Raw genomic sequence first — 24,552 nt, forward strand, 5'->3', positions numbered from 1 at the left:
CTGGGTTACCAGCTACCGGTCTGCTTGAACTCTGCGATGCCCTGCTTGAAGGCGCCTTCGATCTCGCCGTCCCAGGCACCGGTGCCGTTGATCTTGTCCAGCAGCGCGCCCTGGGTGTTGGTGAAGTGCGCATGCAGGCCGGCCTCGAAGGCCAGCAGCTTGTTCACCGGCACGTCGTCCAGGTAGCCCTCGTTGACCGCGTAGATGGACAGCGCCTGCAGGGCGATGGACATCGGCGCGTACTGCTTCTGCTTCATCAGCTCGGTCACGCGCTGACCGCGCTCGAGTTGCTTGCGGGTGGCTTCGTCCAGGTCCGAGGCGAACTGCGCGAACGCCGCCAGCTCGCGGTACTGCGCCAGCGAGATGCGGATGCCGCCGGAGAGCTTCTTGATGATCTTGGTCTGGGCCGCGCCGCCGACGCGCGAGACCGAGATACCGGCGTTCACCGCCGGACGGATGCCGGCGTTGAACAGGTCGGTCTCCAGGAAGATCTGGCCGTCGGTGATCGAGATCACGTTGGTTGGCACGAACGCCGAGACGTCGCCGGCCTGGGTCTCGATGATCGGCAGCGCGGTCAGCGAACCGGTCTTGCCCGTGACCTCACCCTGGGTGAACTTCTCGACGTAGTCCTCGGACACGCGGCAGGCGCGCTCCAGCAGGCGCGAGTGCAGGTAGAACACGTCGCCCGGATAGGCTTCGCGACCCGGCGGGCGCTTGAGCAGCAGCGAGATCTGGCGATAGGCCACGGCCTGCTTGGACAGGTCGTCGTACACGATCAGCGCGTCCTGGCCACGGTCCAGGAAGTACTCGCCCATGGTGCAGCCGGAATAGGCGCTGATGTACTGCATCGCGGCCGACTCCGAGGCGGTGGCGGCCACCACAATGGTGTGGGCCAGCGCGCCGTTCTCCTCGAGCTTGCGCACGATGTTGGCCACCGTCGAGGCCTTCTGGCCGATGGCGACGTACACGCACTTGATGCCCGAGTCCTTCTGGTTGATCACCGCATCGATGGCCATCGCGGTCTTGCCGGTCTGGCGGTCGCCGATGATCAGCTCGCGCTGGCCGCGGCCGATCGGGATCATGGCGTCGACCGACTTGTAACCGGTCTGCACCGGCTCATCGACCGACTTGCGCCAGATCACGCCCGGCGCCACGCGCTCCACCGGCGCGGTCTGCGCGGTGTTGATCGGGCCCTTGCCGTCGATCGGCTCGCCCAGCGCGTTGACCACGCGGCCCAGCAGCTCGGGACCGACCGGCACTTCCAGGATGCGGCCGGTAGTCTTGGCCACGTCGCCTTCGCGCAGGTGCTCGTAGTCGCCCAGCACCACGGCGCCGACCGAGTCGCGCTCCAGGTTCAGGGCCAGGGCGAAGGTGGGCGTGCCCTCGCCGGCGGGCGGCAGCTCGATCATTTCGCCCTGCATCACGTCGGCCAGGCCGAAGATGCGCACGATGCCGTCGGACACGCTGGTCACGGTGCCTTCGTTGCGCGACTCGGCGGCCAGCTTGACCTGCTCGATGCGGGTCTTGATGAGGTCGCTGATTTCAGAGGGGTTGAGCGTGGTGGCCATGATGGTTTTCCTTGTGCAGCCGGTGCGCGGCTGCGGATAAATGAAAGCGTGTGCCTGTCGCCAGCCGGTCGCTGCAGCGCGTCCGGCGGCGCCTGGAATCAGCCCGCCAGCGCCGTCTGCAGGCGCGCCAGCTTGCCCTTGAGCGAACCATCGATGACCACGTCGCCGGCATCGATGATGGCGCCGCCGATCAGCGAAGCGTCCACCTCGGTGGTCACCTCGACCTGGCGGCCAAAACGCTTGGCCAGCGCGGCCTTGATCACGTCCAGCTCGCCCGGCGGCAGTTCGGCCGCCGAGGTCACCCGGGCCAGCACGACGTGCTCAGCCTGCGCGCGCAGCTGCTCGTAGAGCGCGGCGATCTCGGGCAGCAGCGCCAGGCGGCCGGCATCGGCCAGCACGCCCAGAAAGCGCGTGAATTCCTCGCCTGCGCCTTCGGGCGCCAGCAGCGCCAGGGCCTGCTCGCGGGTCAGCTGCGGATTGGGCAGCAGCGCGGCGATGCGCGGATCGGCCGCGACCTGGGCGGAGAAACCCAGCGCCTGCGACCACGCCGGCAGCTGCTGCGCATCCTGCGCCGCGCCGAAGGCGGCGCGGGCGTAGGGGCGGGCGAGCGTGATGGACTGACTCATGATCGGATCATCCGCCTTAGATCTGCGCAGCCAGTTCATCCAGCAGCGCCTTGTGGGCGGCCGGATCGATCTCGCGGTGCAGCAGCTTCTCGGCGCCGCTCACGGCCAGCACGGAGACCTGCTTGCGCAGCTCCTCGCGGGCGCGGTTGGCGGCGGCGGCGATCTCTTCCTGGGCCAGTTCCTTCTGCCGGTTCGCCTCGGTGATCGCCTCGTTGCGGGCGGCCTCGACGATCTGGTTGGCGCGGGCGTGGGCCTGGTCGATGATCTCGTTGGCCTTGACGCGGGCGTCCTTGAGGGCCTCGTTGGCCTTCTCCTGCGCCTGCGCCAGGTCCTTCTGGCTGCGGTCTGCAGCGGCCAGGCCTTCGGCGATCTTCTTCTGCCGTTCTTCAAGCGCCGCATTCAGCGGCGGCCAGATGAACTTCATCGTGAACACAATCAGGATCACGAAGGAAAGCATCTGGCCGAAGAAGGTCATGTTGACGTTCATGACGTGTCCTCGACGGGTTCGTTCAACCCGCCATGCGCTGACCGCATGGCGAGCGTTACCTGGCGATCCGCGAATGAGGATCGCGACGACGGCGGATTAGCCGCCCTGCGCGTTCAGCACAGCGGTGAGCAGCGGGTTGGCGATACCGAAGTACAGCGCGATGGCCAGGCCGATGATGAAGGCGGCGTCGATCAGGCCGGCCAGCAGGAACATGCGGCCCTGCAGCACCGGGATCAGCTCCGGCTGACGGGCGGCCGATTCCAGGAACTTGGAACCCATGATGGCGATGCCCAAGCAGGCACCCAGGGCACCCAGGCCGATGATGAGGCCGATGGCGATGGCGGTCATGCCCTGCAGGTGTGCGATGAATTCCATGAAAACTCTCCAGCGATTGGTTGGTTAGTACGAAAGGGTGAAGCGAAAAACGGTAGAAGCGGCTTTAGTGGCCTTCACGCGCACCGGCGATGTAGACGACGGTGAGGATCATGAAGATGAAGGCCTGCAGCAGGATGATCAGGATGTGGAAGATGCCCCAGGCCGCGTTGGCGATCACGCCCGGCAGGAAGGTCACCCAGCCGCTCATCAGGCCGGCGATGAGCATGAACACCAGCTCGCCACCGTACATGTTGCCGAACAACCGCATGGCCAGCGAGATCGGCTTGACCAGCCACTCGATGATGTTCATGGCCAGGTTGACCGGCGCCAGGATGATCGCGCCGATGCCGTGCGCATGGAACGGCGCGGTCAGCAGCTCCTTGCCGAAGCCGAAGCCGCCCTTGGCCGCCAGCGCATGGCCGATCAGGATGAAGAACACGGTCACCGACAGCGCCAGCGTGGTGTTCAGGTCGGCGGTAGGCACCATGCGGAAATAGGTGTGGTGCGCCGCCTCGGCGCCCGCGGTGTGGGTGATCAGGAACGACGGCAGATCCAGCGGGATCAGGTCCATCGTGTTCATGAAGACCACCCACATGAAGATGGTCAGCGCCAGCGGCGTCACCGAGTTGCGGTTGCCGTGGAAGGTGTCCTTGACCTGGCCGTCGACGAATTCCATCACCAGCTCGACGAAGGCCTGACCCTTGGTCGGCACCCCGGCGGTGGCGCGGCGGGCGAAGAACGCGAACCAGGCCACAAAAATCAGGCCCAGCGTCAGCGCGATCAGCCAGCTGTCGAAATGGAACGTCCCGCCCAGCGCCTGGCCAGCGTTGTGACCCAGGTGATGGGTGATGTATTCGGTCAGACCGCCCGAATTGTTGGCTTCACTCACGTGGCAACACCTTTGCGTTGGATCAGATTGGCCAGCACCATGCCCAGTGCGGCCCCTACAAGGCCGGTGATCAGCGCCAGGCCTGGCAACCGAAATCCGGCCAGACCCGCCACCAGCACCAGCAGTACCACCACCCACTTCGCCGCCACCCCCATCAGCAGTCGCGCGAAGGCGACGCCGGCCGGGGCGATCCCGCCGCCCAGCGCCACTTTCGCGGCAGCCCAGGATCCGGCGGTGAAGCCAAGCCCCCCGTACAACGCCCCGAGGGCGTGCTGCGGCGAGTTCGCCAGCCAGGCCAGCGCGACCAACACGGCGGCGGCAGCCTGCCAGGCTATCGCCCGCTGTGCCAGTTGCCGACCCGTGTTTACGGAGTTCAGCACGTCGTTGGCCTTGTGGGATGCGAGAGACGGTGAGTGCGAGTGGCCCCGTCAAGCCGCCAAAGTATAGCAGCGCGGCGATTTTCGCGACAACCTTCAAAAGTCTGATTTGCCTGAGAAAAGCTGTCCGTTCGCTCATGTGCGTGTGCGGGCTTGGCTGAAAGCGTTTCCGCAGTGCGTCACGCGCATGCCGGTTGGTGGGGAACTTTTCCTCGGTGGCGCCGGTCAAGGGCATGCGAGGTCTGCGACCCACTTCCTCGTCGATGCTCTGTCGCAGACCTTCCCGAGCCCCGGCGCGCGCGCCGGGGCTCTTTTATTGCGCGTCATGCCGGCCCATGACGTCCAGGCGACACCGGCGCCAGCGCAGGCGTCTCCAACGGCACATGCGCGCCTCGTCCAGGCCGGCGGCGGATCGTCACACGCTTTCTGCATGAATGAATCTTGGAGTCTCATTTCTTCACCGGACGTGCACCGGACCGCGTGCAGCGTGTGCGCACCTGAGCCGGGCGTCACCGGCAATACATCCGATCCGTAGAGAGAGCACCCCATGAAAGCCATCCCGTCCCTGGCCCTGGCAGGCCTGTCCCTCGCGCTGCTAGGCGCCGTCGCGGCCCCGGCCAGCGCGCAGGAGAACAACGACACCTTCACCCTGCGCGTGGGCGCCATGAACGCCGACGGCGACGCCACCCTGCGCGGCAGCGCCGAAGGCTTCGGCCAGAGCGTGAGCGGCAAGCGCGATTTCGACTTCGGCAGCGCCGAGGTGTCGCCGCGCGTGGACGGCGTGTGGCACATCAGCAACCGCAATCGTCTGATCTTCGACTACTTCCGCTATCAGAAGGACAACAAGCAGACCCTGTCCGAGGACATCTCCTATCAGGGCAACACCGTGCCGAGCGGCAGCTTCGTCAAGCTGGATTCGCGCTTCCAGCTGGCCAGCCTGATCTACGACTTCTCGGTGGTGGAGACCGACAAGTTCTCGATGGGCCTGGAGCTGGGCGCCGAGTGGGCCAAGCTGGACGCCAAGGCCACCGCCGACGCCGGCACGCTGGGCCGCTACCGCGAAACCTGGAAGGAAGACGGCGTCGCCCCCGTGGTCGGCGTGCGCTTCACCGCCACCCCGGGCGATCGCTGGCTGATCAACGTGCAGGGCCAGTACCTGGACGCGAACTGGGGCAACTTCGACTACGACGGCAAGATCAAGCGCGCCAACGCCACGGTCGAGTACAAGTTCACCCAGAACTTCGGCGTGTTCGCCGGCTACGACTGGTTCAAGATCAACTACAGCGAGCCCTACACCTCCGGCGACATCACCGGTCGCGCCGGCCTGGACCTGGAGTTCAAGGGCCCGACGGTGGGTCTGACGTTTGCGTTCTAACGCGCTTCAGCGCGATGCGCGCTGAAGCCCCAAAGTTTGCTGCGCAAACTTCGGGCCCCGGCTTATGAATCTCCACATCCCCGCGCCTTCGGCGCGCCCCCTTGACTCAAGGGGGTAGCGCTTCAACGCGCGATGCGCGCTGAAGCCCCAAAGTTTGCTTTGCAAACTTCGGGCCCCGGCTTATGAGTCTCCAGATCCCCGCGCCTTCGGCGCGCCCCCTTGACTCAAGGGGGCTCTCCTTCCGGAGCGTGGAATGGGGCTTGCTGGAAAGCTTGATTTGCAAAAGAGAAAGCCCCGGCATGCCGGGGCTTTTTGCTTCTGGTCACCTTATGCACGGACGCGAACCTGCGGGCAAAAATCCGATCGTCATTCCCGCGAACGCGGGAATCGCTCCACAACAGACGAATGTCTGGTCATCCAGGGACTTTCGCGCGAAGCGTCGCAGACCCGCGCTCCCGCGATCGCGGGAGCGACGGAATCCGCTTACTTCTTCTTCGGGATGTACAGGTCGGTGATCGTGCCGTCGTAGACCTCGGCCGCCATGCCGACCGACTCGCTCAAGGTCGGGTGGGCGTGGATGGTGTGGCCGATGTCCTCGGCCTCGGCGCCCATCTCGATCGCCAGACCGATCTCGGCCAGCAGATCGCCGGCATGCACGCCGACGATGCCGCCGCCGACGATGCGGTGCGTCTCCTCGTCGAAGATCAGTTTGGTGAAGCCTTCGGTGCGGCCGATGCCGATGGCGCGGCCGCTGGCCGCCCACGGGAACTTGGCCACGCCGACCTTGAGCCCCTTGGCCTTGGCCTCGGTTTCGGTGACGCCGACCCAGGCGATCTCCGGGTTGGTGTAGGCCACCGACGGGATCACGCGGGCCACCCACTCCTTCTTCTCGCCCGAGGCGACTTCGGCCGCCAGCTTGCCCTCGTGCGTGGCCTTGTGGGCCAGCATCGGGTTCCCGACGATGTCGCCGATGGCGAAGATGTGCGGCACGTTGGTGCGCATCTGCGGATCGACCGGGATGAAGCCGCGATCGGTGACCTGCACGCCGGCCTTGTCCGCGCCGATCTTCTTGCCGTTGGGCGCGCGGCCCACGGCCACCAGCACGCGGTCCCAGGTGCCGGATTCCAGATCGGGCTTGGCGCCCTCGGTGGCCGATTCGAAGGTCACGGTGATGCCCTTCTTCTCGGCCTTGACGCCGGCGGCCTTGGTCTTCAGATGGACCACGACGCCCTGCTTCTTCAGGCGGTCGGCCAGCGGCTTGACCAGGTCCTTGTCGGCGCCGGGCATCAGCTGGTCCATGAACTCGACCACGGTCACCTGGCTGCCCAACGCGCTGTACACGGTGGCCATTTCCAGGCCGATGATGCCGCCGCCGACCACGAGCAGGGACTTGGGCACTTCGGCCAGTTCGAGCGCGTCGGTGGAATCCATCACGCGCGGGTCGTCCCACGGGAAGTTGGGCAGCTTCACCGCCTGGCTGCCTGCGGCGATGATGCATTGCTCGAAGCGCAGCAGCTGGGTCTTGCCGTCGCTGCCGACGATCTCGATCTCGTTGGCCGACACGAACGTGCCCACGCCCTGGACCACGCGCACCTTGCGCTGCTTGGCCATGCCGGCCAGACCCTTGGTCAGGGTACCGACGACCTTTTCCTTGTAGCTGCGCAGCTTGTCCAGGTGGATCTTGGGCGCGGCGAACTCGATACCGCACTCTTCGGCATGGGCGGCCTCGTCGATGACGTTGGCCGAATGCAGCAGCGCCTTGGACGGGATGCAGCCGACGTTGAGGCACACGCCGCCCAGGCTGGCGTAGCGCTCGATCAGCACCGTATCCAGGCCCAGGTCCGCGGCGCGGAACGCGGCGGTGTAGCCGCCGGGACCGGAGCCCAGCACCACGATGCGGCATTCGATGTCGGCCTTGCGGCCGGTGCCGGCCGCGGCCTTGGGCGCCTGGACGCCCTCGGGCTTGGCGGGCGAGGCACTGACCGGCGCGGCGCGCGGGGCCTGCGAAGGCGCGGCCGCGGCCTCGCCTTCGAGCACCACGACCAGATCGCCCTGGTTGACCTTGTCGCCGACCTTGACCTTGATCTCCTTGACCTTGCCGGCGGCCGAGGACGGCACTTCCAGCGTGGCCTTGTCCGATTCCAGGGTCAGCAGGCCCTGCTCCTTGGCCACGGTGTCGCCGACCGCGACCAGCACCTCGATCACCGGCACGTCGGAGAAGTCGCCGATGTCGGGCACCTTCACTTCGATGGGGCCGGCGGCCGGCGCGGGCGCGGCAGCTTCGGGCTTGGGCTCGACCTTTTCGGCCTTGGGCGCCTCGGCCTTGGCCGGCGCGGCCGGCGGGGGCGCTGCGGGAGCCGGTGCCGCGGCGGCTTCGCCCGCGGCTTCCAGCACCACGACCAGGCTGCCCTGCGAGACCTTGTCGCCGACCTTGATCTTGATCTCCTTCACCACGCCGTCGGCCGAGGACGGCACTTCCAGCGTGGCCTTGTCCGATTCCAGCGTGGCCAGGCCTTGTTCCTTGGTCACGGTGTCGCCGACCGAGACCAGCACTTCGATCACCGGCACGTCGGAGAAATCGCCGATGTCCGGCACCTTCACTTCAATGGTGTTCGCCATGCGCGCAGCCTCCGGTTACAGCAGGACCCGGCGCATGTCGCCGAGCACCTTGGCCAGATCAGCGGTGAAGCGCGCGGCCAGCGCGCCGTCGATCACGCGGTGGTCGTAGCTCAGCGACAGCGGCAGCATCAGCCGCGGCTGGAACGCCTTGCCGTCCCACACCGGCTGGATGGCCGACTTGGACACGCCCAGGATGGCCACCTCCGGCGCATTGACGATCGGCGTGAACGCCGTGCCGCCGATGCCGCCCAGCGAGGAGATCGAGAAGCAGCCGCCGGTCATGTCGGCCGGGCCGAGCTTGCCCTCGCGCGCCTTCTTGGCCAGCTCGCCGGTCTCGGCAGCGATGTCGTTGACGCCCTTCTTGTCCACGTCGCGGATCACCGGCACGACCAGCCCGTTGGGCGTGTCGGCGGCGAAGCCGATGTGGAAGTACTTCTTCAGCGTCAGGTTCTCGCCGGTGGCGTCGAGCGAGGCGTTGAAGGTCGGGTACTTCTTCAGCAGCGCGGCGCTGGCCTTGATCAGGAAGGCGAGCATGGTCAGCTTGACGCCGGACTTGGACTTCTCCGCCTCCTTGTTGAGCGTCACGCGCAGGTCTTCCAGATCGGTGATGTCGGCCGAGTCGAACTGGGTGACGTGCGGGATCATGGCCCAGTTGCGCGCCAGGTTGGCGCCGGAGATCTTCTGGATGCGCGAGAGCGGCTTGACCTCGGTCTCGCCGAACTTGGCGAAGTCCACCTTCGGCCAGGGCAGCAGGCTCAGGCCATTGCCGCCACCGGCGGCCACCGGCGCGGCGGCCGGGGCGCCAGCGCCGCCGCCGGAGAGCGCTTGCTTGACGAAGCCCTGCACGTCCTCGCGGGTGATGCGCCCCTTGCGCGCGCTGCCCTTGACCTGGTTCAGGTCCACGCCCAGCTCGCGGGCGAACAGGCGCACCGCCGGGCTGGCGTGCGGCACCTTGTCGGGCATCACGCGCGAGGCGTCGAAGCTGACCGGCGGGGTGCTGGTCGGCGGCGACGGCGGCTCGGCCTGGCCGGCGGTGGCGCCGGAGGCGGTGCGCGACTGCGCCTGGGCGATCTCGCGCTGGGTCAGCTTGTCCGGCGTCGTGCCGGCGGTGTCGACCGGCTCGACCGGCGCATCGGGCTCGGTCGGCTTGGCCGGGGACGGCGCCGCCTTGGGCGCCTCGGCCAGCTTGGCCTCGGCCTTGGGCGCGCCGCCCTCGCCGGCCGGCTCGATCAGGGCCACGACCGACCCTTCCGAGAGCGTGTCGCCGACCTTGACCTTGAGTTCCTTGACCACGCCGCCGAAGGCGGCCGGCACTTCCAGGGTGGCCTTGTCCGACTCCAGGGTGATCAACCCCTGATCTTTCTGCACGGTGTCCCCGACGGACACCAGCACCTCGATCACGGGCACGTCGCTGTAGTCGCCGATATCGGGGACGCGCGCTTCCTGGGCTTGAGCCATCTTGGGGAACTCCGAAGGATTGGGTGGGACGGGCCGGGCATTGTACGTCTGCGATGCGTCGCGCCAACCTTGGCGGATGGTCGTAGCCGAAATTCTGTCAGGCCTTGACGAAATATCGTCCGATCCGCCCGATTTCTCCCTGACCCGCGCCCAACACCGCCCGTTCACCCCGTGTTGAGAACAATGCCGTCCGACGTTTGCACGCTGAAGACGCCCCGCCGATCGCGCCACCCCATGGCCCCCACTGCCCCCAACCGTTTCCCCACCCCGCCCGCGCTGGGCGATCACTGCGCGCTGTTCCTGGACGTGGATGGCACGCTGCTGGACTTCCAGGACGATCCCACCTCGGTCCGCCTGCCGGAGGGCGGCCTGGACACCATCACGCGCCTGGCCGCACAGCTGGACGGCGCGCTGGCGGTGGTCAGCGGCCGCCCGCTGAAGGCGCTGGACCTGGTGTTCGCGCCGCTCACGCTGCCGGCGGCCGGCATGCACGGGCAGGAGCTGCGCGGCGCCCCGCAGGTCCCGCGCACCGTCCCGGCCGAAGCCCTGGCGGCGCTGCGCCGCGAGGCCACGGTGCTCTCGCACCGCTACCCCGGCGTGCTGGTGGAGGACAAGGGCAGCAACATCGCCCTGCACTGGCGCGCCGCGCCGCGCGCGGCCGAGCCGCTGCGCGACCTGGCCGCCCGGCACCTGCCGCAGCTGACCGGTTATCGCCTGCAGCCGGGCGACCATGTGCTGGAACTGGTGCCCAGCGATGTGGACAAGGGCCGCGCAGTGCGTAGGCTGCTCGAACAGCCACCGTTCGCCGGGCGCACCCCGGTCTTCGTCGGCGACGATCTGACCGACGAGTACGGTTTCGAGGCCGCCAACAGCGCCGGCGGCTGGAGCGTGCTGGTCGGCCGCCGCGCCAACAGCCATGCGATGTACGCGCTGCCCGATGTGGCCGCCGTGCATGCCTGGCTGCAGGCCAGCCTGCAGGACGCGTGACGGGCCTTCCGGATCGGTCTTGATCGCAAGCCTGCAACACCCGCGCTTTCTCCTCCCACTTCGCAACATCCCCACGGAGCCCGCATGCGACAACCCAACCTGGACATGGGCGTGATCGGCAATGGCAGCTTTGGCGCCTTGATCGACAAGCAGGGCCGCGTGGTCTGGAGCTGCATGCCCGCCTTCGATGGCGACCCGGCGTTCTGCGCGTTGCTGGGCCCCAAGGACCAGGTCGGCGGCGACTTCGCGGTGGAGCTGGAGGACCTGGCCTCCAGCGAGCAGCACTACCTGACCAATACCGCGATCCTGCGCACCGTGCTGCGCGATGCGCACGGCAACGCGCTGGAGATCATCGACTTCGCCCCGCGCTGGCGCGAGAACCAGCGCTTCTATCGGCCGGTCAGCATCATCCGCCAGATCCGCCCGCTCACCGGCAACCCGCGCATTCGCGTGCGCGCCCGGCCGCTGGCCGACTGGGGTGCGCGCAAGCCCGAGTCGACCTGGGGCAGCAACCACGTGCGCTGGCTGCTGCCCGAGTTCACGCTGCGGCTGACCACCGATGTGCCGGTGCGCTTCATCCGCGAGGAGACCGCCTTCGTCCTCAACCACCCGGTGCACCTGGTGCTGGGCGCGGACGAATCGCTGCGCCGTTCGCTGCCCGGCTACGTGCGCGAGGCGCAGGAGAACACCCATCACTACTGGGCCGAGTGGGTGCGCTATCTGTCCATCCCACTGGACTGGCAGGACGCGGTGATCCGCAGCGCCATCACGCTGAAGCTGTGCCAGTACGAGGACAGCGGCGGCATCATCGCGGCAATGACCACCTCCATCCCCGAGGCGCCGGACACGCCGCGCAACTGGGACTACCGCTATTGCTGGCTGCGCGATGCCGGCTTCGTGGTGCGCGCGCTCAACCGATTGGGCGCCACGCGCACGATGGAGCAGTTCCTCGGCTACATCTTCAACATCGCCACCCACGACGGCACGCTGCAGCCGATGTACGGCATCAACTTCGAAGTCGAGCTGCACGAGCACGAGGTGCCCAGCCTGACCGGCTATCGCGGCATGGGCCCGGTGCGGCGCGGCAACCTGGCCTGGATCCAGAAGCAGCACGACGTGTACGGCTCGGTGGTACTGGCCTCGACCCAGCTGTTCTTCGACCAGCGTCTGGTCGATCCGGGCGACCGGCATACCTTCGAGCGGCTCGAGCCGCTGGGCGAGCGCGCCTTCGCCCTGTACGACGTGCCCGACGCGGGCCTGTGGGAATTCCGCGGCCGCGCCGAGGTGCACACCTATACCAGCGTGATGTGCTGGGCCGCCTGCGATCGCCTGGCCAAGATCGCCGAGCGCCTGGAGCTGCCCGAGCGCGCCGCGCACTGGCGCGCGCGCGCCGACACCATCCGCGCCACCACGCTGGAACGCGCCTGGCGCGAGGACCTGGGCTGGTTCAGCGCCTCGTTCGAGAGCGACTACCTGGACGCCTCGCTGCTGCTGCTGGCCGACGTGGGCTTCATCGCGGCCGACGATCCGAAGTTCGTCGGCACCGTCGAGGCCATCGGCCGCACGCTGAAGAAGGGCGACGCGCTGTTCCGCTATGTGGCGCCGGACGACTTCGGCGAGCCGGAGACCAGCTTCACCATCTGCACCTTCTGGTACATCGACGCGCTGGCGGCGATGGGCCGCAAGGACGAGGCGCGAGCGATGTTCGAGCGCATCCTGGCGCGCCGCAACCACGTCGGCCTGCTGTCGGAGGATCTGACCTTTGAAGACGGCGAAGCCTGGGGCAACTTCCCGCAGACCTATTCGCACGTGGGCCTGATCACCGCGGCCATGCGCCTGTCGCGCTCCTGGCAGGAGGCCTCATGAGCCGGCTGGTCGTCGTCTCCAACCGCGTCGCCCTGCCCGGCCAGCCGCAGACCGGCGGCCTGGCCACGGGCCTGCGCGCGGCACTGACCGAGCGCGGCGGCATGTGGTTCGGCTGGAGCGGCAAGGTCACGCGCGAGCCAAGCGGCAGGCTGCACGAGCAGCGCGAGGGCGACATCACCTTCGTCACCATGGACCTGGACCGTGCCGACCACGACGCGTACTACACCGGCTTCGCCAACGGTTCGCTGTGGCCGCTGCTGCACTTTCGCCTGGATCTGGTCGACTACGACCGCAGCAAGCGCGAGGGCTATGCGCGCGTCAACGCGCTGTTCGCCGACAAGCTGGCGCCGCTGCTGAAGGACAGCGACACGGTCTGGATCCACGACTACCACCTGATCCCGCTGGCCTCGCTGCTGCGCGAGCGCGGCGTGGGCTGCAGGATCGGCTTCTTCCTGCACACGCCGATGCCCTCGGCCGACCTGATCGTGGCCCTGCCCGATCACCAGCGCATCTTCAGCACGCTCTACGCCTACGACCTGATCGGCTTCCACACCCGGCGCGACGTGGAGCGCTACCAGGCCTATGTGCGCCTGTTCGCCGGTGGCAAGGTGCTCGGCCCTGACCTGATCGAGTCGCCGGACGGGCGCCGCGTACGCACCGGCGATTTCCCGATCAGCATCGACACCGGGCTGATCGCCCAGCAGGCCCGCGCCGCGGCCAACAAGGCGCCGGTGCGCGCGCTGCGCGAGAGCCTGCGCGGACGCGAACTGGCCATCGGCGTGGACCGGCTGGATTACTCCAAGGGCCTGCCAGAGCGCTTCAACGGGTTCGAGCGTTACCTGCAGCGGCACAAGGCCCAGCGCGGCAGCCTGACCTTCCTGCAGATCGCGCCGGTCTCGCGCGGCGAGGTCGCCGAGTACCGCCTGCTGCGCGGCCAGCTCGAGCAGATCGCCGGCCACGTCAACGGCACCTATGCCGAGGCCGACTGGACCCCGATCCGCTACGTCAACCAGAACTACACCCACGCCACGCTGACCGGTTTCTACCGCATGGCCCGGGTCGGCCTGGTCACCCCTTTGCGCGACGGCATGAACCTGGTCGCCAAGGAATACGTAGCCGCCCAGGACCCGGAGGACCCCGGGGTGCTGGTGCTGTCGATCCTGGCCGGCGCGGCCGACGAGCTGAGCCAGGCGCTGATCGTCAACCCGCACGACCTGGACGGCGTGGCCGACGCGATCGCCACGGCCGCAGCGATGCCCAAGGCCGAGCGCATCGAGCGCTGGCGGGCGATGTTCGCGCACCTGCAGAAGCACGATATTTCCGAGTGGCGGCAGCGCTATCTGGAGGCGCTGGAGCAGGGGTGAGGGGCTTTGTGGGGCTGGGTCGGGCGTGGGCGTGGTGTTGGGGCGCCCGTTGCTCAGGGTGGCGCGCCGGCTGTCTGAAGGCGGGAAAGGGCGTCGGCGCTTCCGTCATCAAGCGTTCCCGGTGATCTGAAGCCAGAAGCAAGAGCACCCCTCCCCAGCCCTCCCCTTCGCCTTTGGCGCAGGGGAGGGCTGGGGAGGGGTCGGAGCTTTTCCGATCAAACACCAGCGGCGATGCGTTCCTAAGCAAGAGCGCCAAAGTCCCTGGGTTCCCGCTTTCGCGGGAACGACTGTGTGATCGCAACGACAGTTCTAGCGGGCTATCCCAACGTCGGTGGTAGCCGCCTAGCAGCCGTCGAGGCGACGATGAACGCGTCCGAGCTTGCGCAAATCGTCGCCAAAACCGTCACCCAGGCTGAACGCCGCCGTTCAAAACGGCATCGACAGCGCGTGAAGAAAATCGCCGCGATTTAACGTTTTTCTACACCACGCCTAGCGCTGCGCCTGCACACGCTTCCAACAAGATGAAGCGTTGCTGTGCGGGAGCCTGAACCACGCATGCCGTGCAGGGAATCGTTCATTTGGCCGCGCCTACGGTGTGCGCCGTCCCGCCAGTGAGCGGGCCCCACAAGACAAGAACGAAGAGGAAGTCCCCATGAAGTCGATCCGTTTGGTTGGCCTGGCCCTGGTGCCGCTGCTCGCCGCCCCGCCGGTCTTTGCGCAGGAAGCCGTCAACGATTCCACGCCGCATGGCGTGGCCACCAACAGCACCACCGGCGGCGACGCTGACGCAGCGTTCAAGCGCTGGGCCGTGGTCGGCAGCGCCACCATGCTGCAGCCGTCCTCGCGCCCGCTGAAGGGCACCACCCTCGACGTCGATGGCGCCACCGCCCCGACGCTGAGCGCCAGCTTCTACGCCACCCCCAACATCGCCGTCGAGCTGTGGGGCGCCGCGGGCAAGTTCAAGCATGACGTCACCGACGACCAGGGCAAGATCGGCAGCGTCGAGCAGATGCCGCTCGCGCTGAGCGCGCAGTACCACTTCGGCACTCCGGACCAGGTGTTCCGTCCGTTCGTGGGCGTGGGCTACTACGAGTCCAACTTCAGCAACGAGAAGCTGGGCAGCGTCCCGGGCTCGCACGTTGGCATCGAAGACGCCAAGGGCGCCATCGGCACCGTCGGCGTGGACATGAACATCAACCCGACCTGGTTCGCCCGCTTCGACGCGCGTTACCTCGACGGTTCGCCGGACCTCACCGTGAACGGCAAGAGCAGCGGCGCGTCGCTGGATCTGAACCCGTGGACGGTCGGCTTCGGTATCGGCGCCCGCTTCTGATCCAAGGCGTCGGTGACATCGCAACCGACAAGGCGGCGGCCCCAGGGGCCGCCGCTTTTTTTATGGGTTTAGACAAGATGTCGCGCCAGTAAACACGCTTCGACAGCCGGCAGCGCCCCTGCGGTCTGAAGCCCACGACGAATCGATCAGGACTTCATTCGAAACGAAGCCTTGTACCCGACGCCCGAGGCAGCGGCCCTCCGGACCGCAGCACCTCCGAAGCCAAGAAAACCCTCACAGCCCGCAGTCCGTCGCTCGGGAGAAGAACCTCGATGTGCGCGAAGTCCCTGGTACTCACCGCGCCTTCGCGCAAGCGTGGTCAGCATCCTGCGGTAACGAACCATCTGGAGAACCCCATGCCCACCCTGCGCCTGCGCGTGACCGGCGATGACGCGTCCACCCTGCAGCTGACCGATGCGCTGGAGTCGATCGAAGGCATCGAGCACATCGAGGAGATCGAGGACCTGATGCCGCACGGCGACGACGACGACTCCAGCTCGGCCGGCCTGAGCGACGACATGGCAGGTAGCTACTCGGTGATCGAAGTCGAGGCGCCCAACGACGAGGGCGTGCGCCGCGTGCGCGAGGTTGCCGAACGCGTGGCCTTCGTCACCGGCGCGGTGATCGAGGTCCTCAACGAGGAAGACGAGCCGTACTGAATCCGGCCCTGACGGCGCCGCCGCGCTGCGCTACCCTTTGCGCCTTCATTTTTCGCGCCAGGTGCGCCATGCCCTCCTTCGACGTCGTCTCCGAGGTCAATTCCCACGAACTGACCAATGCGGTGGATCAGGCCAACCGCGAACTGTCCAACCGCTTCGATTTCAAGGGCGTGGATGCCAAGTTCGTGTTGGAAGACAACACGATCAACCAGTCGGCGCCGAGCGATTTCCAGCTCAAGCAGATGGAAGACATCCTGCGCGCGCGCCTGATCGCCCGCGGCATCGACGCGCGCTGCCTGGAGTTCGGCGAGGTGGAGACCAACCTGGCCGGCGCGCGCCAGAAGATCACCGTCAAGCAGGGCATCGAGCAGAAGCTGGCCAAGCAGATCGCGGCCAAGATCAAGGAATCCAAGATCAAGGTCGACACCCAGATCAACGGCGACAAGCTGCGCGTCAACGGCAAGAAGCGCGACGACCTGCAGCAGACCATCGCGCTGCTGAAGCAGCACGAGTTCGAGCAGCCGCTGCAGTTCGACAACTTCCGCGACTAGCCCGCCACGCATGTCCAACCAGCACGCTGCCCTGCACGACCCGCTCGCCGACACCCGCCGCTGGCTCGAGCGCGCGGTGATCGGGCTGAACCTGTGCCCGTTCGCCAAGGCCGTCTACGTCAAGCAGCAGGTGCGCATGGTGCTCAGCGACGCCACCACGCCCGAGGCGCTGCTGGAGCAGCTGATGGAAGAGCTGGTGCTGCTGCGGGAGACCCCGGCCGAGCTCATCGACACCACGCTGATCGTGCACCCGGACGTGCTGACCGACTTCCTGGACTACAACGACTTCCTCGACAACGCCGACATGGCCGTCGAGCAGCTGGACCTTCAGGGAATCCTGCAGGTGGCCAGCTTCCACCCGGATTACCAGTTCGCCGGCGCCGCGCCGGACGATGTGTCCAACTACACCAACCGCTCCCCCTGGCCGACGCTGCACCTGCTGCGCGAGGACAGCGTCGAGCGCGCCGTGGCGGCCTTTCCCGATCCGGACGTGATCGTGGAGCGCAACATCGCCACGCTTGACGAACTCGGCGTGGACGGCTGGCGGCGCCTGCTGGACGACTGAGCGCATCGCGGAACGCACACGCCCCGCAGATGCGGGGGCGAGGACACTGTGGCGCCATCGCCACCGGAACACCGCCATGTCGCTGACACCGCCGATCACGCCCTGGAACCCCGCGCCGCTGGCCGGCCGCGTGGTGATGATCTCCGGTGGTGCGCAGGGCATCGGGCGCGGGATCGCGCAGGCCGTGCTGGGCGCCGGCGGGCGCGTGGCGATCGGCGACCTGGATGCCGACGCGGGCAAGGCCTGCCTGGCCGAATGGGCGCGCGGGGACGACGCCTTCTTCAAGCGCCTGGACGTGACGAGCGAGCGCAGCGTGGCCGCCTTCGTCGACGCGGCCCTCAAGCGCTTCGGCCGACTGGACGGGCTGGTCAATAACGCCGGCCCGCCCGATCCGCACGTGCCGCCGCTGGACACGCTGGACCTGGCGCAATGGAACCGGCGCCTGGCCAGCCTGCACGGCGCCTTCCTGTGCAGCCGGCATGCGCTGCCGGCGCTGCGCGCCCACGGCGAGGGTGCCATCGTCAATATCGCCTCGACCCGCGCGCACCAGTCCGAGCCGCACAGCGAAGCCTACGCCGCCGCCAAGGGCGGGCTGGTCGCCTTCACCCATGCGCTGGCCCTGAGCGAAGGCCCGCGCGTGCGAGTCAACGCAATCAGCCCGGGCTGGATCGCCACCGAGGCCTGGCGCGGCCCCTTACGCCGGCGCACGCCCAAGCTTTTCGAGGCCGATCACGCCCAGCACCCGGCCGGGCGCGTCGGCACGCCGGAAGACATCGGCGCGCTGGCCGTGCAGCTGCTGGCGCCGACGCTGTCCGGCTTCGTCACCGGACAGGAGTTCATCGTCGACGGTGGGATGACGCGCAAGATGCAGTACGCCTGAAGCGGCGCGCCGCCTGGGTCAGGCGGCGGCTTCCAGCTCGGCGATCCGCGCTTCCACGGCTGCGATCTCTTCCTGCAGCTGCGCCAGGCGCGTGCGCAGCTGCGGCAGCTCCAGGTCCTCGACCGGCTTGGCCGCGGGCTTGGGGCGCTTCTTGGCGTCGCGCACGCGCTTGGCGGCCTCCTTGAGCTCATGCGCGCCGCCCTGCGCGGCGGCCTGCTGCTCCTGCGCCGGCAAGGAGGCGACCACGGCGGCGGCGTTGATCGACAGCTCGCCCGCGCGTACCGCGGCGATGACTTCGGGGGTGGCCTGCTTCTGGATCTTCTCGATCGCCGCGACCTGGCTGTTGCTGAGCTTGGCGGCGCGGGCCAGTTCCTCGCGCGTGGGCAGCATCGCCGAGGTCACCACCGGCGCGGCGGAGGCCGGCGCGCTGGTGTCCCACGGCGGAGCCCCGGCATCGCCTTCGCCGGCGGGTTCCTGCGCCGCCGGCGCGGGCGCGGCCTGGCGCGAGCGTTCGAGCAGGATGTCGCGCCGGCGCAGCGCCAGCACGCCGCGCTGGAAATCCGACACGCTGCGCCGGCCCAGGTGCTGGTCGATCATCCACAGATGCACGTCTTCCATCGAGGTGAAGCGCGTGTTCTGCACGGTGTTGAACGGCAGCCCGTGCTTCTGGCAGATGCCGTAGCGGTTGTGGCCATCGACCAGCACCTCGCCCCACAGCACCAGCGCGTCGCGGCAGCCTTCGGCCAGCAGGCTCTGCTCCAGCGCGGCGTACTCGTCGGGCGTGAGCGGATCGATGTAGGCCTTGAGGTCTTCTCTGACGACGATGTTCATGGACTGCCGGGTGTGCGAGGGGGCGGCATTGTAGGCAGCCGCGGCGCGCACGTCGCCCTTGCATTTGCACGCGTCCTGGCGTGCGTCCTCGCGGGTGGCGTCAGCGACCGGCCAGGCGCGCTTCCAGCAGGCGTTGGGCGTCGGTGAGCGAGGCCACGATGCGATGGCCGCGCGCGCGCAAGGCCTCGTCCGGCATCACCAGATCGGGCACCTGGATCACCGTCATGCCCGCGGCCAGCGCGGCGGTGACGCCGGCCGGCGAATCCTCCAGCGCCAGGCAGCGCGCGGGATCGGCGCCCAGGCGCTGTGCCGCGAGCAAATAGATATCGGGCGCCGGCTTGGGCCGGCTGACGTCGTTGCCGGCGGTGACCGCATCGAAGTAGTCCAGCAGCCCGGCGTTCTCCAGCTTGCGCGGCGCCAGCGGCCGGCGCGTGGAGGTCGCCACGCCGCGCGGAATGCCCTGCTGCTGCAGCCACTGCAGCAGCGCCACGATGCCGGGGCGCAGCGGCACGCCTGCGTCGACTTCCTCGTGGTACAGCACGTTGCAGCGCGCCAGCAGCGCTTCGATCTGGGCGTCGTCCAGGCGCTCGCGCAGGATCGCCTCGCAGGCGGCGGTGCTGTGCCCGACCATGCGCAACCAGTAGTCGTCCTCGATCTCGAAGCCCGCCTCGCACGCCGCGTGGCTCCAGCAGCGCAGCGAGGCGCGCTCGCTGTCGAGCATCAGCCCGTCCATGTCGAAGATCACCGCCTCGGGCAGGAAGGACAGTGCGGCGACGTCGGCCTTCATGCCTGGGCTCCGGAGAACAGGGTGGCGAGGTCGGCCGCGTCCAGCGCGCGCCACTGGCCTTCGGGCAGATCGCCCAGCGCCAGCCCGCCGATGCGGCTGCGGTGCAGCGTCTCGACGTGGTTGCCGACCGCGGCGAACATGCGCCGCACCTGGTGGTAGCGGCCTTCGTGCAGGGTCAGTCGCACCTGGCGCGGGGCGATGACCTCCAGTTCGGCCGGCAGCAGCGGCTTGGGGTCGGATTCCAGCAGCAGCGTGCCGCTGGCGAAGGTCTGCGCCTCATCGCCGCGCAGATCCTGCGCCAGCGTGGCCTCGTAGACCTTCGGCAGCTGCGCCTTGGGCGAGATGATCCGGTGCAGCAGGCCGCCGTCGTCGGTGAGCAGCAACAGGCCGCTGGTCTGGCGATCCAGGCGCCCGACCGTGGACAGCACCGGGTCGCGCTGGCGCCAGCGCGTGGGCAACAGGTCGTAGACCAGGCGCCCGGCGTCCTTGGTCGAACAGGTGTAGCCGACCGGCTTGTTCAGCAGCACGCACAGGCCAGGCGCGGGATCGAGCGGTTCCCCGTCGATGCGGATCGCGTCGTGGTCGACCGGATCGTCGGTGTAGAGCACCTCGCCGGCCGCATCGGTGACCCGGCCCTCGCGGAACAGGGCCTGCACCTGCTTGCGGCTGCCGTAGCCGAGGTTGGCGATATGGCGCACGATCTTCATGCGCGCGCCCCGGTGGCGGCGATGACCTTGAAGCCCGCGCTCTCGGCGGCCACGCGCACCTGTTCGAAGCGCGCCTCCAGCACGGCCTCGTAGGGCAGATGCCGGTTGGCGACCAGCCAGAGCTGGCCGTTGCGGTTCAGCGAGGACGCCGCCACCTCGATGAAGCGCCGGCCGATGTCCGGCCGCTCGCCGCGCGCCAGCGCATGGAACGGCGGATTGCTGACGATGACGTCGTACTTCTTCGGCAGGCCGGCGGCCACGTCGTGCCAGTGGAAGCCCAGGGCCACGCGCTGGGCGTGCGGCGCCAGGTTGTGCTCGGCCAGCGCCAGCGCGCGCTGCTCGGCCTCGAACAGATCCAGCGCAGTGATGCCCGCACAGCGCGTCAGCAGCGCATCGGCCAGGAAGCCCCAGCCGGCGCCCAGATCGGCCGCGCTGCCGCGCAGGTTGGCCGGCAGCGCATCGGCCAGCAGCTGCGAGGCCGGATCGATCCGGTCCCAGGCGAACACGCCCGGGCGGCTGCGGAACCGCCCGCCGAGGATCGGCCGGATCCGGTCCAGCGTCTGCCATTCGGCCAGCAGTGCCGCATCGTGCGCCCCCTCCAGCGGCGAGCTCCAGAACACGCGGCAATGGTGCTTGGCCAGCGAGCCGCCCAGTCCGGTCAACCGCGCCAGATCCTTCTCCACGGACTTGGCGCCCTCGTCGTTGGCCACGCTCGCCACCACCCGCCCGCCGGGCGCGCAGCGCAGCACCGCCTGCGCCAGCAGCGCGCGCGTTTCTTCCTTCTGGCGCGGGGGCAGGAGCAGGACCAGCGGTGCCGGTGCGACGGGCGCGTCTTCGGCCTCGACCTCGAACCCGTCGCGTTGCAGCGCGTCGAACACCGGCTTGAAGGTCTGCGTACACCGCAGCGCCAGCCCAAGGCCGCGCAAGGCCGCGCCGGGACGCGCGCGCAGGAAGAGGGTCTGGCCGGCTTGGCCGGCGAGGCGGTTCGCGCTCAGGGCATGCGCGAGGGCCTCGAGAGGAAGATCGGATATCGCCAAGGGGAGAGAACGCATAAGCGCGACGGGAGCCCCATTTTAAATCGAATGCACGCCATGGAGCCCGAGATGAGGGGTGCCTCAGGGTTGTGCCCGCTAAGCACTCGATGGCGGCGCCGGCTCGGCTGTCCGGATCCATCGCACTCCAGCGCAAGGCGTGCCCTTCATCCCAATACTCGCGCGAGGCGTTGATACAGGGGCGACGGACACGCCAGGGCCACGCTTGAGCTTGCAACTGGCCCGGTGCTACCTTCCCGGCCACATCGCGAATGTCTAAGGATGGAGCATGAAGATCAAAGCAAGCACGCTGACCTCCGCCGTTGCCCTGCTGTGCGCCATCGCGCCATCGGCCATGGCGCAACAGGTCACCATCTTCGATCTGGCAGATACCAACAAGGATGGTTTTGTCGACAAGGCCGAGGACGAAGCGGCCAATCTGAAGAGCTTCAAACGCTATGACACCGACGGCGACGGCCGGCTCTCCCAGGCGGAGATGGCCGCGAAGTTCCAGGGCCTGCCCGCTTCCGAGGTCGCCCGCGGCGTGAATGCCAACCTATCGCTGATGGATACCGACAAGGACGGCGCCATCTCCTGGGACGAGTTCAAGCGCTGGTACTCGGCCAACATGTTCGATGGACTGGACCAGGACCACGATGGCCGCCTGTCAAAGAGCGAGTTCATTCTCAACGAGAACGCACCCTGAGGCAGCAAGGCCTTGGACCGCTCGCAAAAAGAGCCCCATGCGGGGCTCTTTGTTTTTGAATAGTCGCAAGCGCTAGTGACGCGTGGGCGTATCCTTGGCCTTGCCTTTTCCGTCCCAGTTACCAGGCTGTCTGCCGATGGGGCACACGGTCTCATAGGCTAAAAAGCCTTTCCAATCGTCATTGGTCCAGGGACGCGGCTGGAACCACCCGAAGCTGACCGGACACTTGGTATTGCCCGGATGCGGAACTGGACACCAAGGCAGGAAGTGAATCATGAAGGCACCACGGCCGGTGAAGGGATACGTCGGATTCCAGGCGGTGTTGCCCCAGTTGCCGTTGCGCTTCCAGCCTTCGGTACAGAACACGAACGGATCGTCCTGACGCGAATCCTTGCGGTAACCGATTGAGTTCTGCGCATGCGCCTGGCACGCCAACAGGATCAACAGCAACAGTGTCCAATGCAGCTTCATGCTCCACCTCCATGTCCGGAAAACAGCCTCGCAGCCGGCGACCGCGGCCTGAGGGGTGTCGGCCCGGGGCTCAGGACGGGATCTTACCAACTGTCGCGACCCTATCAATGACAGCAATCCGGCGCGCGAGAGGACCGAGATGGTTCAGGTTGACGCAATGTGACGCTATCGACGCTTGACCAAGCTCACACTTGGCAAAAGGCGGGCGGGGCTTACCGGAAACCATCGCAGGGGATCGCCTTTATCTGCTCCTGACCTTCCGATCCCCCAGCAGCGCGCTGATCACGATGCTGGCACCGAGCACGGCGCCGATGAAGAACAGGATCAGGGCGATGGTGGGATAGCCGAACAGCGTGCTGGCGGTGGGGATGCGCATCATCAGCGCCGAGGCCAGGATCAGCGCGGCGGTGACCACGCCGGCGGCCACGCGGTTGGCGATCTTCTGCAGGCTCTCCATCAGGTGCGATTCCTCCAGCCCGGAGATGCGCACCTGCATCTTGTTTTCCGAGAGCAGGCCCAGGATGTCCGACACGCGGCGCGGGCCTTCGCGGGCCAGGGTCTGCAGGTCCATCAGCTCGCTGGCCATGTTGGGCGAGGAGAACGACTGGCGCAGGCGGGCGCGCATGACGTGCTGCAGATGGCCTTCGACCACGGCCTTGGCATCCAGCTCGGGCGACAGCGCGCGGCACACCGTATCCAGGTTCAGCAGGGCCTTGCCCAGCATCGACAGCTCCGGCGGCGTGCGCAGGCCGCAGGCCATCGCGATGCGCACCAGGTCCAGCACCACGCGGCCTTCGGAGCTGGTGGCGCTGTGCGCGGAGTAGCGGCTGATCAGCTGGCCGATCTCGCGGTTGAAGCGCTCGCCGTCGAAATCCTCCAGCTGCGTGCCCAGGGCCAGCATTTCGCGCGCGACCTGCTCGCCGCGCCCGTCGACCGCGGCGAACAGCAGCTTGAGCAGAGTCTCGCGCTGGCCCGGCGGCACGTTGGCGACCATGCCCAGGTCGAAGATCGCCAGCCGGTTGTCCGGGGTGACGCGCAGGTTGCCCGGATGCGGGTCGGCATGGATCTCGCCGTAGACGAAGATCTGGTCGATGTAGCCGCGCAGCAGCGCCGCCGACAGCGGCAGCATCGAATGCTCGGTGCGGCGCAGGGGCGAGATCTGGTCCACGCGCACGCCCTGCACCAGTTCCATGGTCAGCACGCGGCGGCGGGTCAGGTCCCACACCGGGCGCGGCACCAGCAGCTCCGGGTGATCCTTCAGGTGGGTGGCGAAGCGCTCCAGGTTCTCCGCCTCGGCCACATAGTCCAGCTCGGCCACCAGCGTGCGGCCGAATTCCTCCAGCCAGTCGGAGAAGCGCAGGTTACGGCCGACCTTGGTCAGCCGGTCGGCCGCGCCGGCGATCGAGCGCAGCATCGACAGGTCCGACAGCAGGCGCTGGGCCACGCCGGGCTTCTGCACCTTCACCGCCACCACCGTGCCGTCGCGCAGCACGGCGCGGTGCACCTGCGCCAGTGAGGCGGTGCCCAGCGGCTCGGGATCGAAGTCCTCGAAGATCTTGCTCAGGCGCACGCCCAGCTCGGCCTCCAGCGCCAGGCGGATCTGCTCGGCCGGCACCGGCGAGACGTCCTCCTGCATGCGCTCCAGCGCCACCGCGTAGGCCGGCGGCACGATGTCCGGGCGCGTGGACAGCATCTGGCCCAGCTTGATGAAGGTCGGGCCCAGCGCCTCGAGGTCGCGGCTGAACTCGTCCGGCGTGCCGTCGTCGACGGTGGCGGCCTGCAGCAGCGAGTCCTGCGAGAGGCCGGAGAACACACCGGAACGGCGGTACCGGAACAGGAACTTCATGATCTGCTTGCGCCGCTCCATCGCGCCCTCGCTGTGCGGGGCGGCAGACGGATCGCCGGGAGCGGACGCGGATGGTTCGGTCATGCGGGCCAGGCCTTGAGACAGGTCCGCGATTGTGTGAAGACGGCAGTCGGTGCAGGGTGAACGGGCGGCGGCGCCGCGCTGCAGGAACATCACCTCGCAGCCTGCCTGTA

At 68.0% G+C, this 24,552-nt stretch carries 24 protein-coding genes; 10 read left to right on the plus strand and 14 right to left on the minus strand.

Annotated features, from left to right (window positions below; translation table 11 throughout):
* Positions 1 to 5: 5 nt before the first annotated feature.
* From atpA to WFQ05_RS04275, 6 genes are all read right to left on the minus strand, one after another.
* A complete protein-coding gene (gene atpA / locus WFQ05_RS04250) occupies positions 6 to 1,568 on the minus strand; it encodes a F0F1 ATP synthase subunit alpha (protein ID WP_130515121.1) in 1,563 nt (520 codons plus the stop codon).
* A 98-nt stretch (positions 1,569 to 1,666) separates the two neighbouring features.
* Complete coding sequence (locus WFQ05_RS04255) at positions 1,667 to 2,194, minus strand: F0F1 ATP synthase subunit delta (protein WP_131658613.1); 528 nt, start codon at positions 2,192 to 2,194, stop codon at positions 1,667 to 1,669.
* A gap of 16 nt (positions 2,195 to 2,210) precedes the next feature.
* Positions 2,211 to 2,681 (minus strand): F0F1 ATP synthase subunit B, encoded by a 471-nt coding sequence (locus tag WFQ05_RS04260; protein ID WP_130523792.1) that lies wholly within the window; start codon positions 2,679 to 2,681, stop codon positions 2,211 to 2,213.
* Positions 2,682 to 2,777: 96 nt separating this feature from the next.
* Positions 2,778 to 3,056 (minus strand): F0F1 ATP synthase subunit C, encoded by a 279-nt coding sequence (gene atpE, locus WFQ05_RS04265; protein ID WP_130515115.1) that lies wholly within the window; start codon positions 3,054 to 3,056, stop codon positions 2,778 to 2,780.
* 64 nt (positions 3,057 to 3,120) lie between these two features.
* Positions 3,121 to 3,945, minus strand: a complete 825-nt coding sequence (gene atpB, locus WFQ05_RS04270; protein WP_130515113.1) for a F0F1 ATP synthase subunit A — start codon at positions 3,943 to 3,945, stop codon at positions 3,121 to 3,123.
* Positions 3,942 to 4,325, minus strand: coding sequence for a hypothetical protein (locus tag WFQ05_RS04275; protein ID WP_337052807.1), 384 nt, complete (start codon positions 4,323 to 4,325; stop codon positions 3,942 to 3,944). The genes atpB and WFQ05_RS04275 overlap by 4 nt, the downstream gene beginning before the upstream one ends.
* 544 nt (positions 4,326 to 4,869) lie before the next feature.
* Between WFQ05_RS04275 and WFQ05_RS04280 the strand changes: the two genes are divergently transcribed.
* Positions 4,870 to 5,697, plus strand: a complete 828-nt coding sequence (locus tag WFQ05_RS04280) for a hypothetical protein (RefSeq protein WP_130515111.1) — start codon at positions 4,870 to 4,872, stop codon at positions 5,695 to 5,697.
* 483 nt (positions 5,698 to 6,180) lie between these two features.
* Here WFQ05_RS04280 and lpdA read toward each other — a convergent pair whose 3' ends face one another.
* Together lpdA and WFQ05_RS04290 are read right to left on the minus strand one after the other, a co-directional pair.
* Positions 6,181 to 8,316, minus strand: a complete 2,136-nt coding sequence (gene lpdA / locus WFQ05_RS04285; RefSeq protein WP_337052808.1) for a dihydrolipoyl dehydrogenase — start codon at positions 8,314 to 8,316, stop codon at positions 6,181 to 6,183.
* A gap of 15 nt (positions 8,317 to 8,331) precedes the next feature.
* A complete protein-coding gene (locus WFQ05_RS04290; RefSeq protein ID WP_337052809.1) occupies positions 8,332 to 9,774 on the minus strand; it encodes a dihydrolipoyllysine-residue acetyltransferase in 1,443 nt (480 codons plus the stop codon).
* Positions 9,775 to 10,008: 234 nt separating this feature from the next.
* On the opposite strand from WFQ05_RS04290, the gene otsB reads away from it, so the two are divergent.
* The 8 genes from otsB (at position 10,009) to WFQ05_RS04330 (ending at position 17,979) form a co-directional block, all read left to right on the plus strand.
* Positions 10,009 to 10,761 carry a trehalose-phosphatase gene (gene otsB, locus WFQ05_RS04295; RefSeq protein ID WP_130515105.1) on the plus strand — a complete coding sequence of 251 codons (753 nt, stop codon included), beginning with the start codon at positions 10,009 to 10,011 and terminating at the stop codon, positions 10,759 to 10,761.
* A gap of 84 nt (positions 10,762 to 10,845) precedes the next feature.
* The gene (locus tag WFQ05_RS04300) at positions 10,846 to 12,627 is read left to right on the plus strand and encodes a glycoside hydrolase family 15 protein (protein ID WP_337052811.1); all 1,782 of its coding nucleotides are present in this window, start codon (positions 10,846 to 10,848) and stop codon (positions 12,625 to 12,627) included.
* Positions 12,624 to 13,991 carry an alpha,alpha-trehalose-phosphate synthase (UDP-forming) gene (gene otsA / locus WFQ05_RS04305; protein WP_130523798.1) on the plus strand — a complete coding sequence of 456 codons (1,368 nt, stop codon included), beginning with the start codon at positions 12,624 to 12,626 and terminating at the stop codon, positions 13,989 to 13,991. The genes WFQ05_RS04300 and otsA overlap by 4 nt, the downstream gene beginning before the upstream one ends.
* A gap of 652 nt (positions 13,992 to 14,643) precedes the next feature.
* On the plus strand, positions 14,644 to 15,324 hold the full coding sequence (locus tag WFQ05_RS04310; protein ID WP_130523799.1) for an OmpW family outer membrane protein: 681 nt from the start codon (positions 14,644 to 14,646) through the stop codon (positions 15,322 to 15,324).
* A 356-nt stretch (positions 15,325 to 15,680) separates the two neighbouring features.
* Positions 15,681 to 15,983 carry a hypothetical protein gene (locus WFQ05_RS04315; protein WP_130515096.1) on the plus strand — a complete coding sequence of 101 codons (303 nt, stop codon included), beginning with the start codon at positions 15,681 to 15,683 and terminating at the stop codon, positions 15,981 to 15,983.
* A gap of 68 nt (positions 15,984 to 16,051) precedes the next feature.
* Positions 16,052 to 16,534, plus strand: a complete 483-nt coding sequence (locus WFQ05_RS04320; protein ID WP_130523800.1) for a YajQ family cyclic di-GMP-binding protein — start codon at positions 16,052 to 16,054, stop codon at positions 16,532 to 16,534.
* Between the two features lie 10 nt (positions 16,535 to 16,544).
* Positions 16,545 to 17,099, plus strand: coding sequence for a DUF1415 domain-containing protein (locus WFQ05_RS04325; RefSeq protein WP_337052813.1), 555 nt, complete (start codon positions 16,545 to 16,547; stop codon positions 17,097 to 17,099).
* 76 nt (positions 17,100 to 17,175) lie between these two features.
* On the plus strand, positions 17,176 to 17,979 hold the full coding sequence (locus WFQ05_RS04330) for an SDR family oxidoreductase (RefSeq protein WP_337052814.1): 804 nt from the start codon (positions 17,176 to 17,178) through the stop codon (positions 17,977 to 17,979).
* An 18-nt stretch (positions 17,980 to 17,997) separates the two neighbouring features.
* Here WFQ05_RS04330 and WFQ05_RS04335 read toward each other — a convergent pair whose 3' ends face one another.
* The 4 genes from WFQ05_RS04335 to WFQ05_RS04350 form a co-directional block, all read right to left on the minus strand.
* Positions 17,998 to 18,810: a plasmid replication/partition related protein gene (locus tag WFQ05_RS04335; protein ID WP_337052815.1), complete on the minus strand. Its 813-nt coding sequence runs from the start codon at positions 18,808 to 18,810 to the stop codon at positions 17,998 to 18,000.
* Between the two features lie 100 nt (positions 18,811 to 18,910).
* The gene (locus tag WFQ05_RS04340) at positions 18,911 to 19,597 is read right to left on the minus strand and encodes an HAD family phosphatase (RefSeq protein WP_337052816.1); all 687 of its coding nucleotides are present in this window, start codon (positions 19,595 to 19,597) and stop codon (positions 18,911 to 18,913) included.
* Positions 19,594 to 20,304, minus strand: coding sequence for a pseudouridine synthase (locus tag WFQ05_RS04345; protein ID WP_337052817.1), 711 nt, complete (start codon positions 20,302 to 20,304; stop codon positions 19,594 to 19,596). The genes WFQ05_RS04340 and WFQ05_RS04345 overlap by 4 nt, the downstream gene beginning before the upstream one ends.
* Positions 20,301 to 21,356 carry a methyltransferase gene (locus WFQ05_RS04350; RefSeq protein WP_337052818.1) on the minus strand — a complete coding sequence of 352 codons (1,056 nt, stop codon included), beginning with the start codon at positions 21,354 to 21,356 and terminating at the stop codon, positions 20,301 to 20,303. The genes WFQ05_RS04345 and WFQ05_RS04350 overlap by 4 nt, the downstream gene beginning before the upstream one ends.
* Before the next feature lie 268 nt (positions 21,357 to 21,624).
* Here WFQ05_RS04350 and WFQ05_RS04355 point away from each other — a divergent pair, with 268 nt between their 5' ends.
* Positions 21,625 to 22,041: an EF-hand domain-containing protein gene (locus WFQ05_RS04355; RefSeq protein ID WP_130515080.1), complete on the plus strand. Its 417-nt coding sequence runs from the start codon at positions 21,625 to 21,627 to the stop codon at positions 22,039 to 22,041.
* Positions 22,042 to 22,113: 72 nt separating this feature from the next.
* On the opposite strand, the gene WFQ05_RS04360 is transcribed toward WFQ05_RS04355, so the two are convergent.
* Together WFQ05_RS04360 and WFQ05_RS04365 are read right to left on the minus strand one after the other, a co-directional pair.
* On the minus strand, positions 22,114 to 22,512 hold the full coding sequence (locus tag WFQ05_RS04360; RefSeq protein ID WP_337052820.1) for a hypothetical protein: 399 nt from the start codon (positions 22,510 to 22,512) through the stop codon (positions 22,114 to 22,116).
* Between the two features lie 241 nt (positions 22,513 to 22,753).
* On the minus strand, positions 22,754 to 24,442 hold the full coding sequence (locus WFQ05_RS04365) for an AarF/UbiB family protein (RefSeq protein ID WP_337052821.1): 1,689 nt from the start codon (positions 24,440 to 24,442) through the stop codon (positions 22,754 to 22,756).
* Positions 24,443 to 24,552: the final 110 nt, after the last annotated feature.

The sequence above is a fragment of the Pseudoxanthomonas sp. USHLN014 genome, assembly GCF_037153335.1.
Lineage (GTDB): Bacteria > Pseudomonadota > Gammaproteobacteria > Xanthomonadales > Xanthomonadaceae > Pseudoxanthomonas_A > Pseudoxanthomonas_A winnipegensis.

Coding starts and splice junctions, on each gene's coding strand:
- atpA (WP_130515121.1), bottom strand. CDS start 1,568: ATGGCCACCACGCTCAACCCCTCTGAAATCAGCGACCTCATCAAGACC.
- WFQ05_RS04255 (WP_131658613.1), bottom strand. CDS start 2,194: ATGAGTCAGTCCATCACGCTCGCCCGCCCCTACGCCCGCGCCGCCTTC.
- WFQ05_RS04260 (WP_130523792.1), bottom strand. CDS start 2,681: ATGAACGTCAACATGACCTTCTTCGGCCAGATGCTTTCCTTCGTGATC.
- atpE (WP_130515115.1), bottom strand. CDS start 3,056: ATGGAATTCATCGCACACCTGCAGGGCATGACCGCCATCGCCATCGGC.
- WFQ05_RS04280 (WP_130515111.1), top strand. CDS start 4,870: ATGAAAGCCATCCCGTCCCTGGCCCTGGCAGGCCTGTCCCTCGCGCTG.
- lpdA (WP_337052808.1), bottom strand. CDS start 8,316: ATGGCGAACACCATTGAAGTGAAGGTGCCGGACATCGGCGATTTCTCC.
- WFQ05_RS04290 (WP_337052809.1), bottom strand. CDS start 9,774: ATGGCTCAAGCCCAGGAAGCGCGCGTCCCCGATATCGGCGACTACAGC.
- otsB (WP_130515105.1), top strand. CDS start 10,009: ATGGCCCCCACTGCCCCCAACCGTTTCCCCACCCCGCCCGCGCTGGGC.
- WFQ05_RS04300 (WP_337052811.1), top strand. CDS start 10,846: ATGCGACAACCCAACCTGGACATGGGCGTGATCGGCAATGGCAGCTTT.
- otsA (WP_130523798.1), top strand. CDS start 12,624: ATGAGCCGGCTGGTCGTCGTCTCCAACCGCGTCGCCCTGCCCGGCCAG.
- WFQ05_RS04310 (WP_130523799.1), top strand. CDS start 14,644: ATGAAGTCGATCCGTTTGGTTGGCCTGGCCCTGGTGCCGCTGCTCGCC.
- WFQ05_RS04315 (WP_130515096.1), top strand. CDS start 15,681: ATGCCCACCCTGCGCCTGCGCGTGACCGGCGATGACGCGTCCACCCTG.
- WFQ05_RS04320 (WP_130523800.1), top strand. CDS start 16,052: ATGCCCTCCTTCGACGTCGTCTCCGAGGTCAATTCCCACGAACTGACC.
- WFQ05_RS04325 (WP_337052813.1), top strand. CDS start 16,545: ATGTCCAACCAGCACGCTGCCCTGCACGACCCGCTCGCCGACACCCGC.
- WFQ05_RS04330 (WP_337052814.1), top strand. CDS start 17,176: ATGTCGCTGACACCGCCGATCACGCCCTGGAACCCCGCGCCGCTGGCC.
- WFQ05_RS04335 (WP_337052815.1), bottom strand. CDS start 18,810: ATGAACATCGTCGTCAGAGAAGACCTCAAGGCCTACATCGATCCGCTC.
- WFQ05_RS04340 (WP_337052816.1), bottom strand. CDS start 19,597: ATGAAGGCCGACGTCGCCGCACTGTCCTTCCTGCCCGAGGCGGTGATC.
- WFQ05_RS04345 (WP_337052817.1), bottom strand. CDS start 20,304: ATGAAGATCGTGCGCCATATCGCCAACCTCGGCTACGGCAGCCGCAAG.
- WFQ05_RS04350 (WP_337052818.1), bottom strand. CDS start 21,356: ATGCGTTCTCTCCCCTTGGCGATATCCGATCTTCCTCTCGAGGCCCTC.
- WFQ05_RS04355 (WP_130515080.1), top strand. CDS start 21,625: ATGAAGATCAAAGCAAGCACGCTGACCTCCGCCGTTGCCCTGCTGTGC.
- WFQ05_RS04360 (WP_337052820.1), bottom strand. CDS start 22,512: ATGAAGCTGCATTGGACACTGTTGCTGTTGATCCTGTTGGCGTGCCAG.
- WFQ05_RS04365 (WP_337052821.1), bottom strand. CDS start 24,442: ATGACCGAACCATCCGCGTCCGCTCCCGGCGATCCGTCTGCCGCCCCG.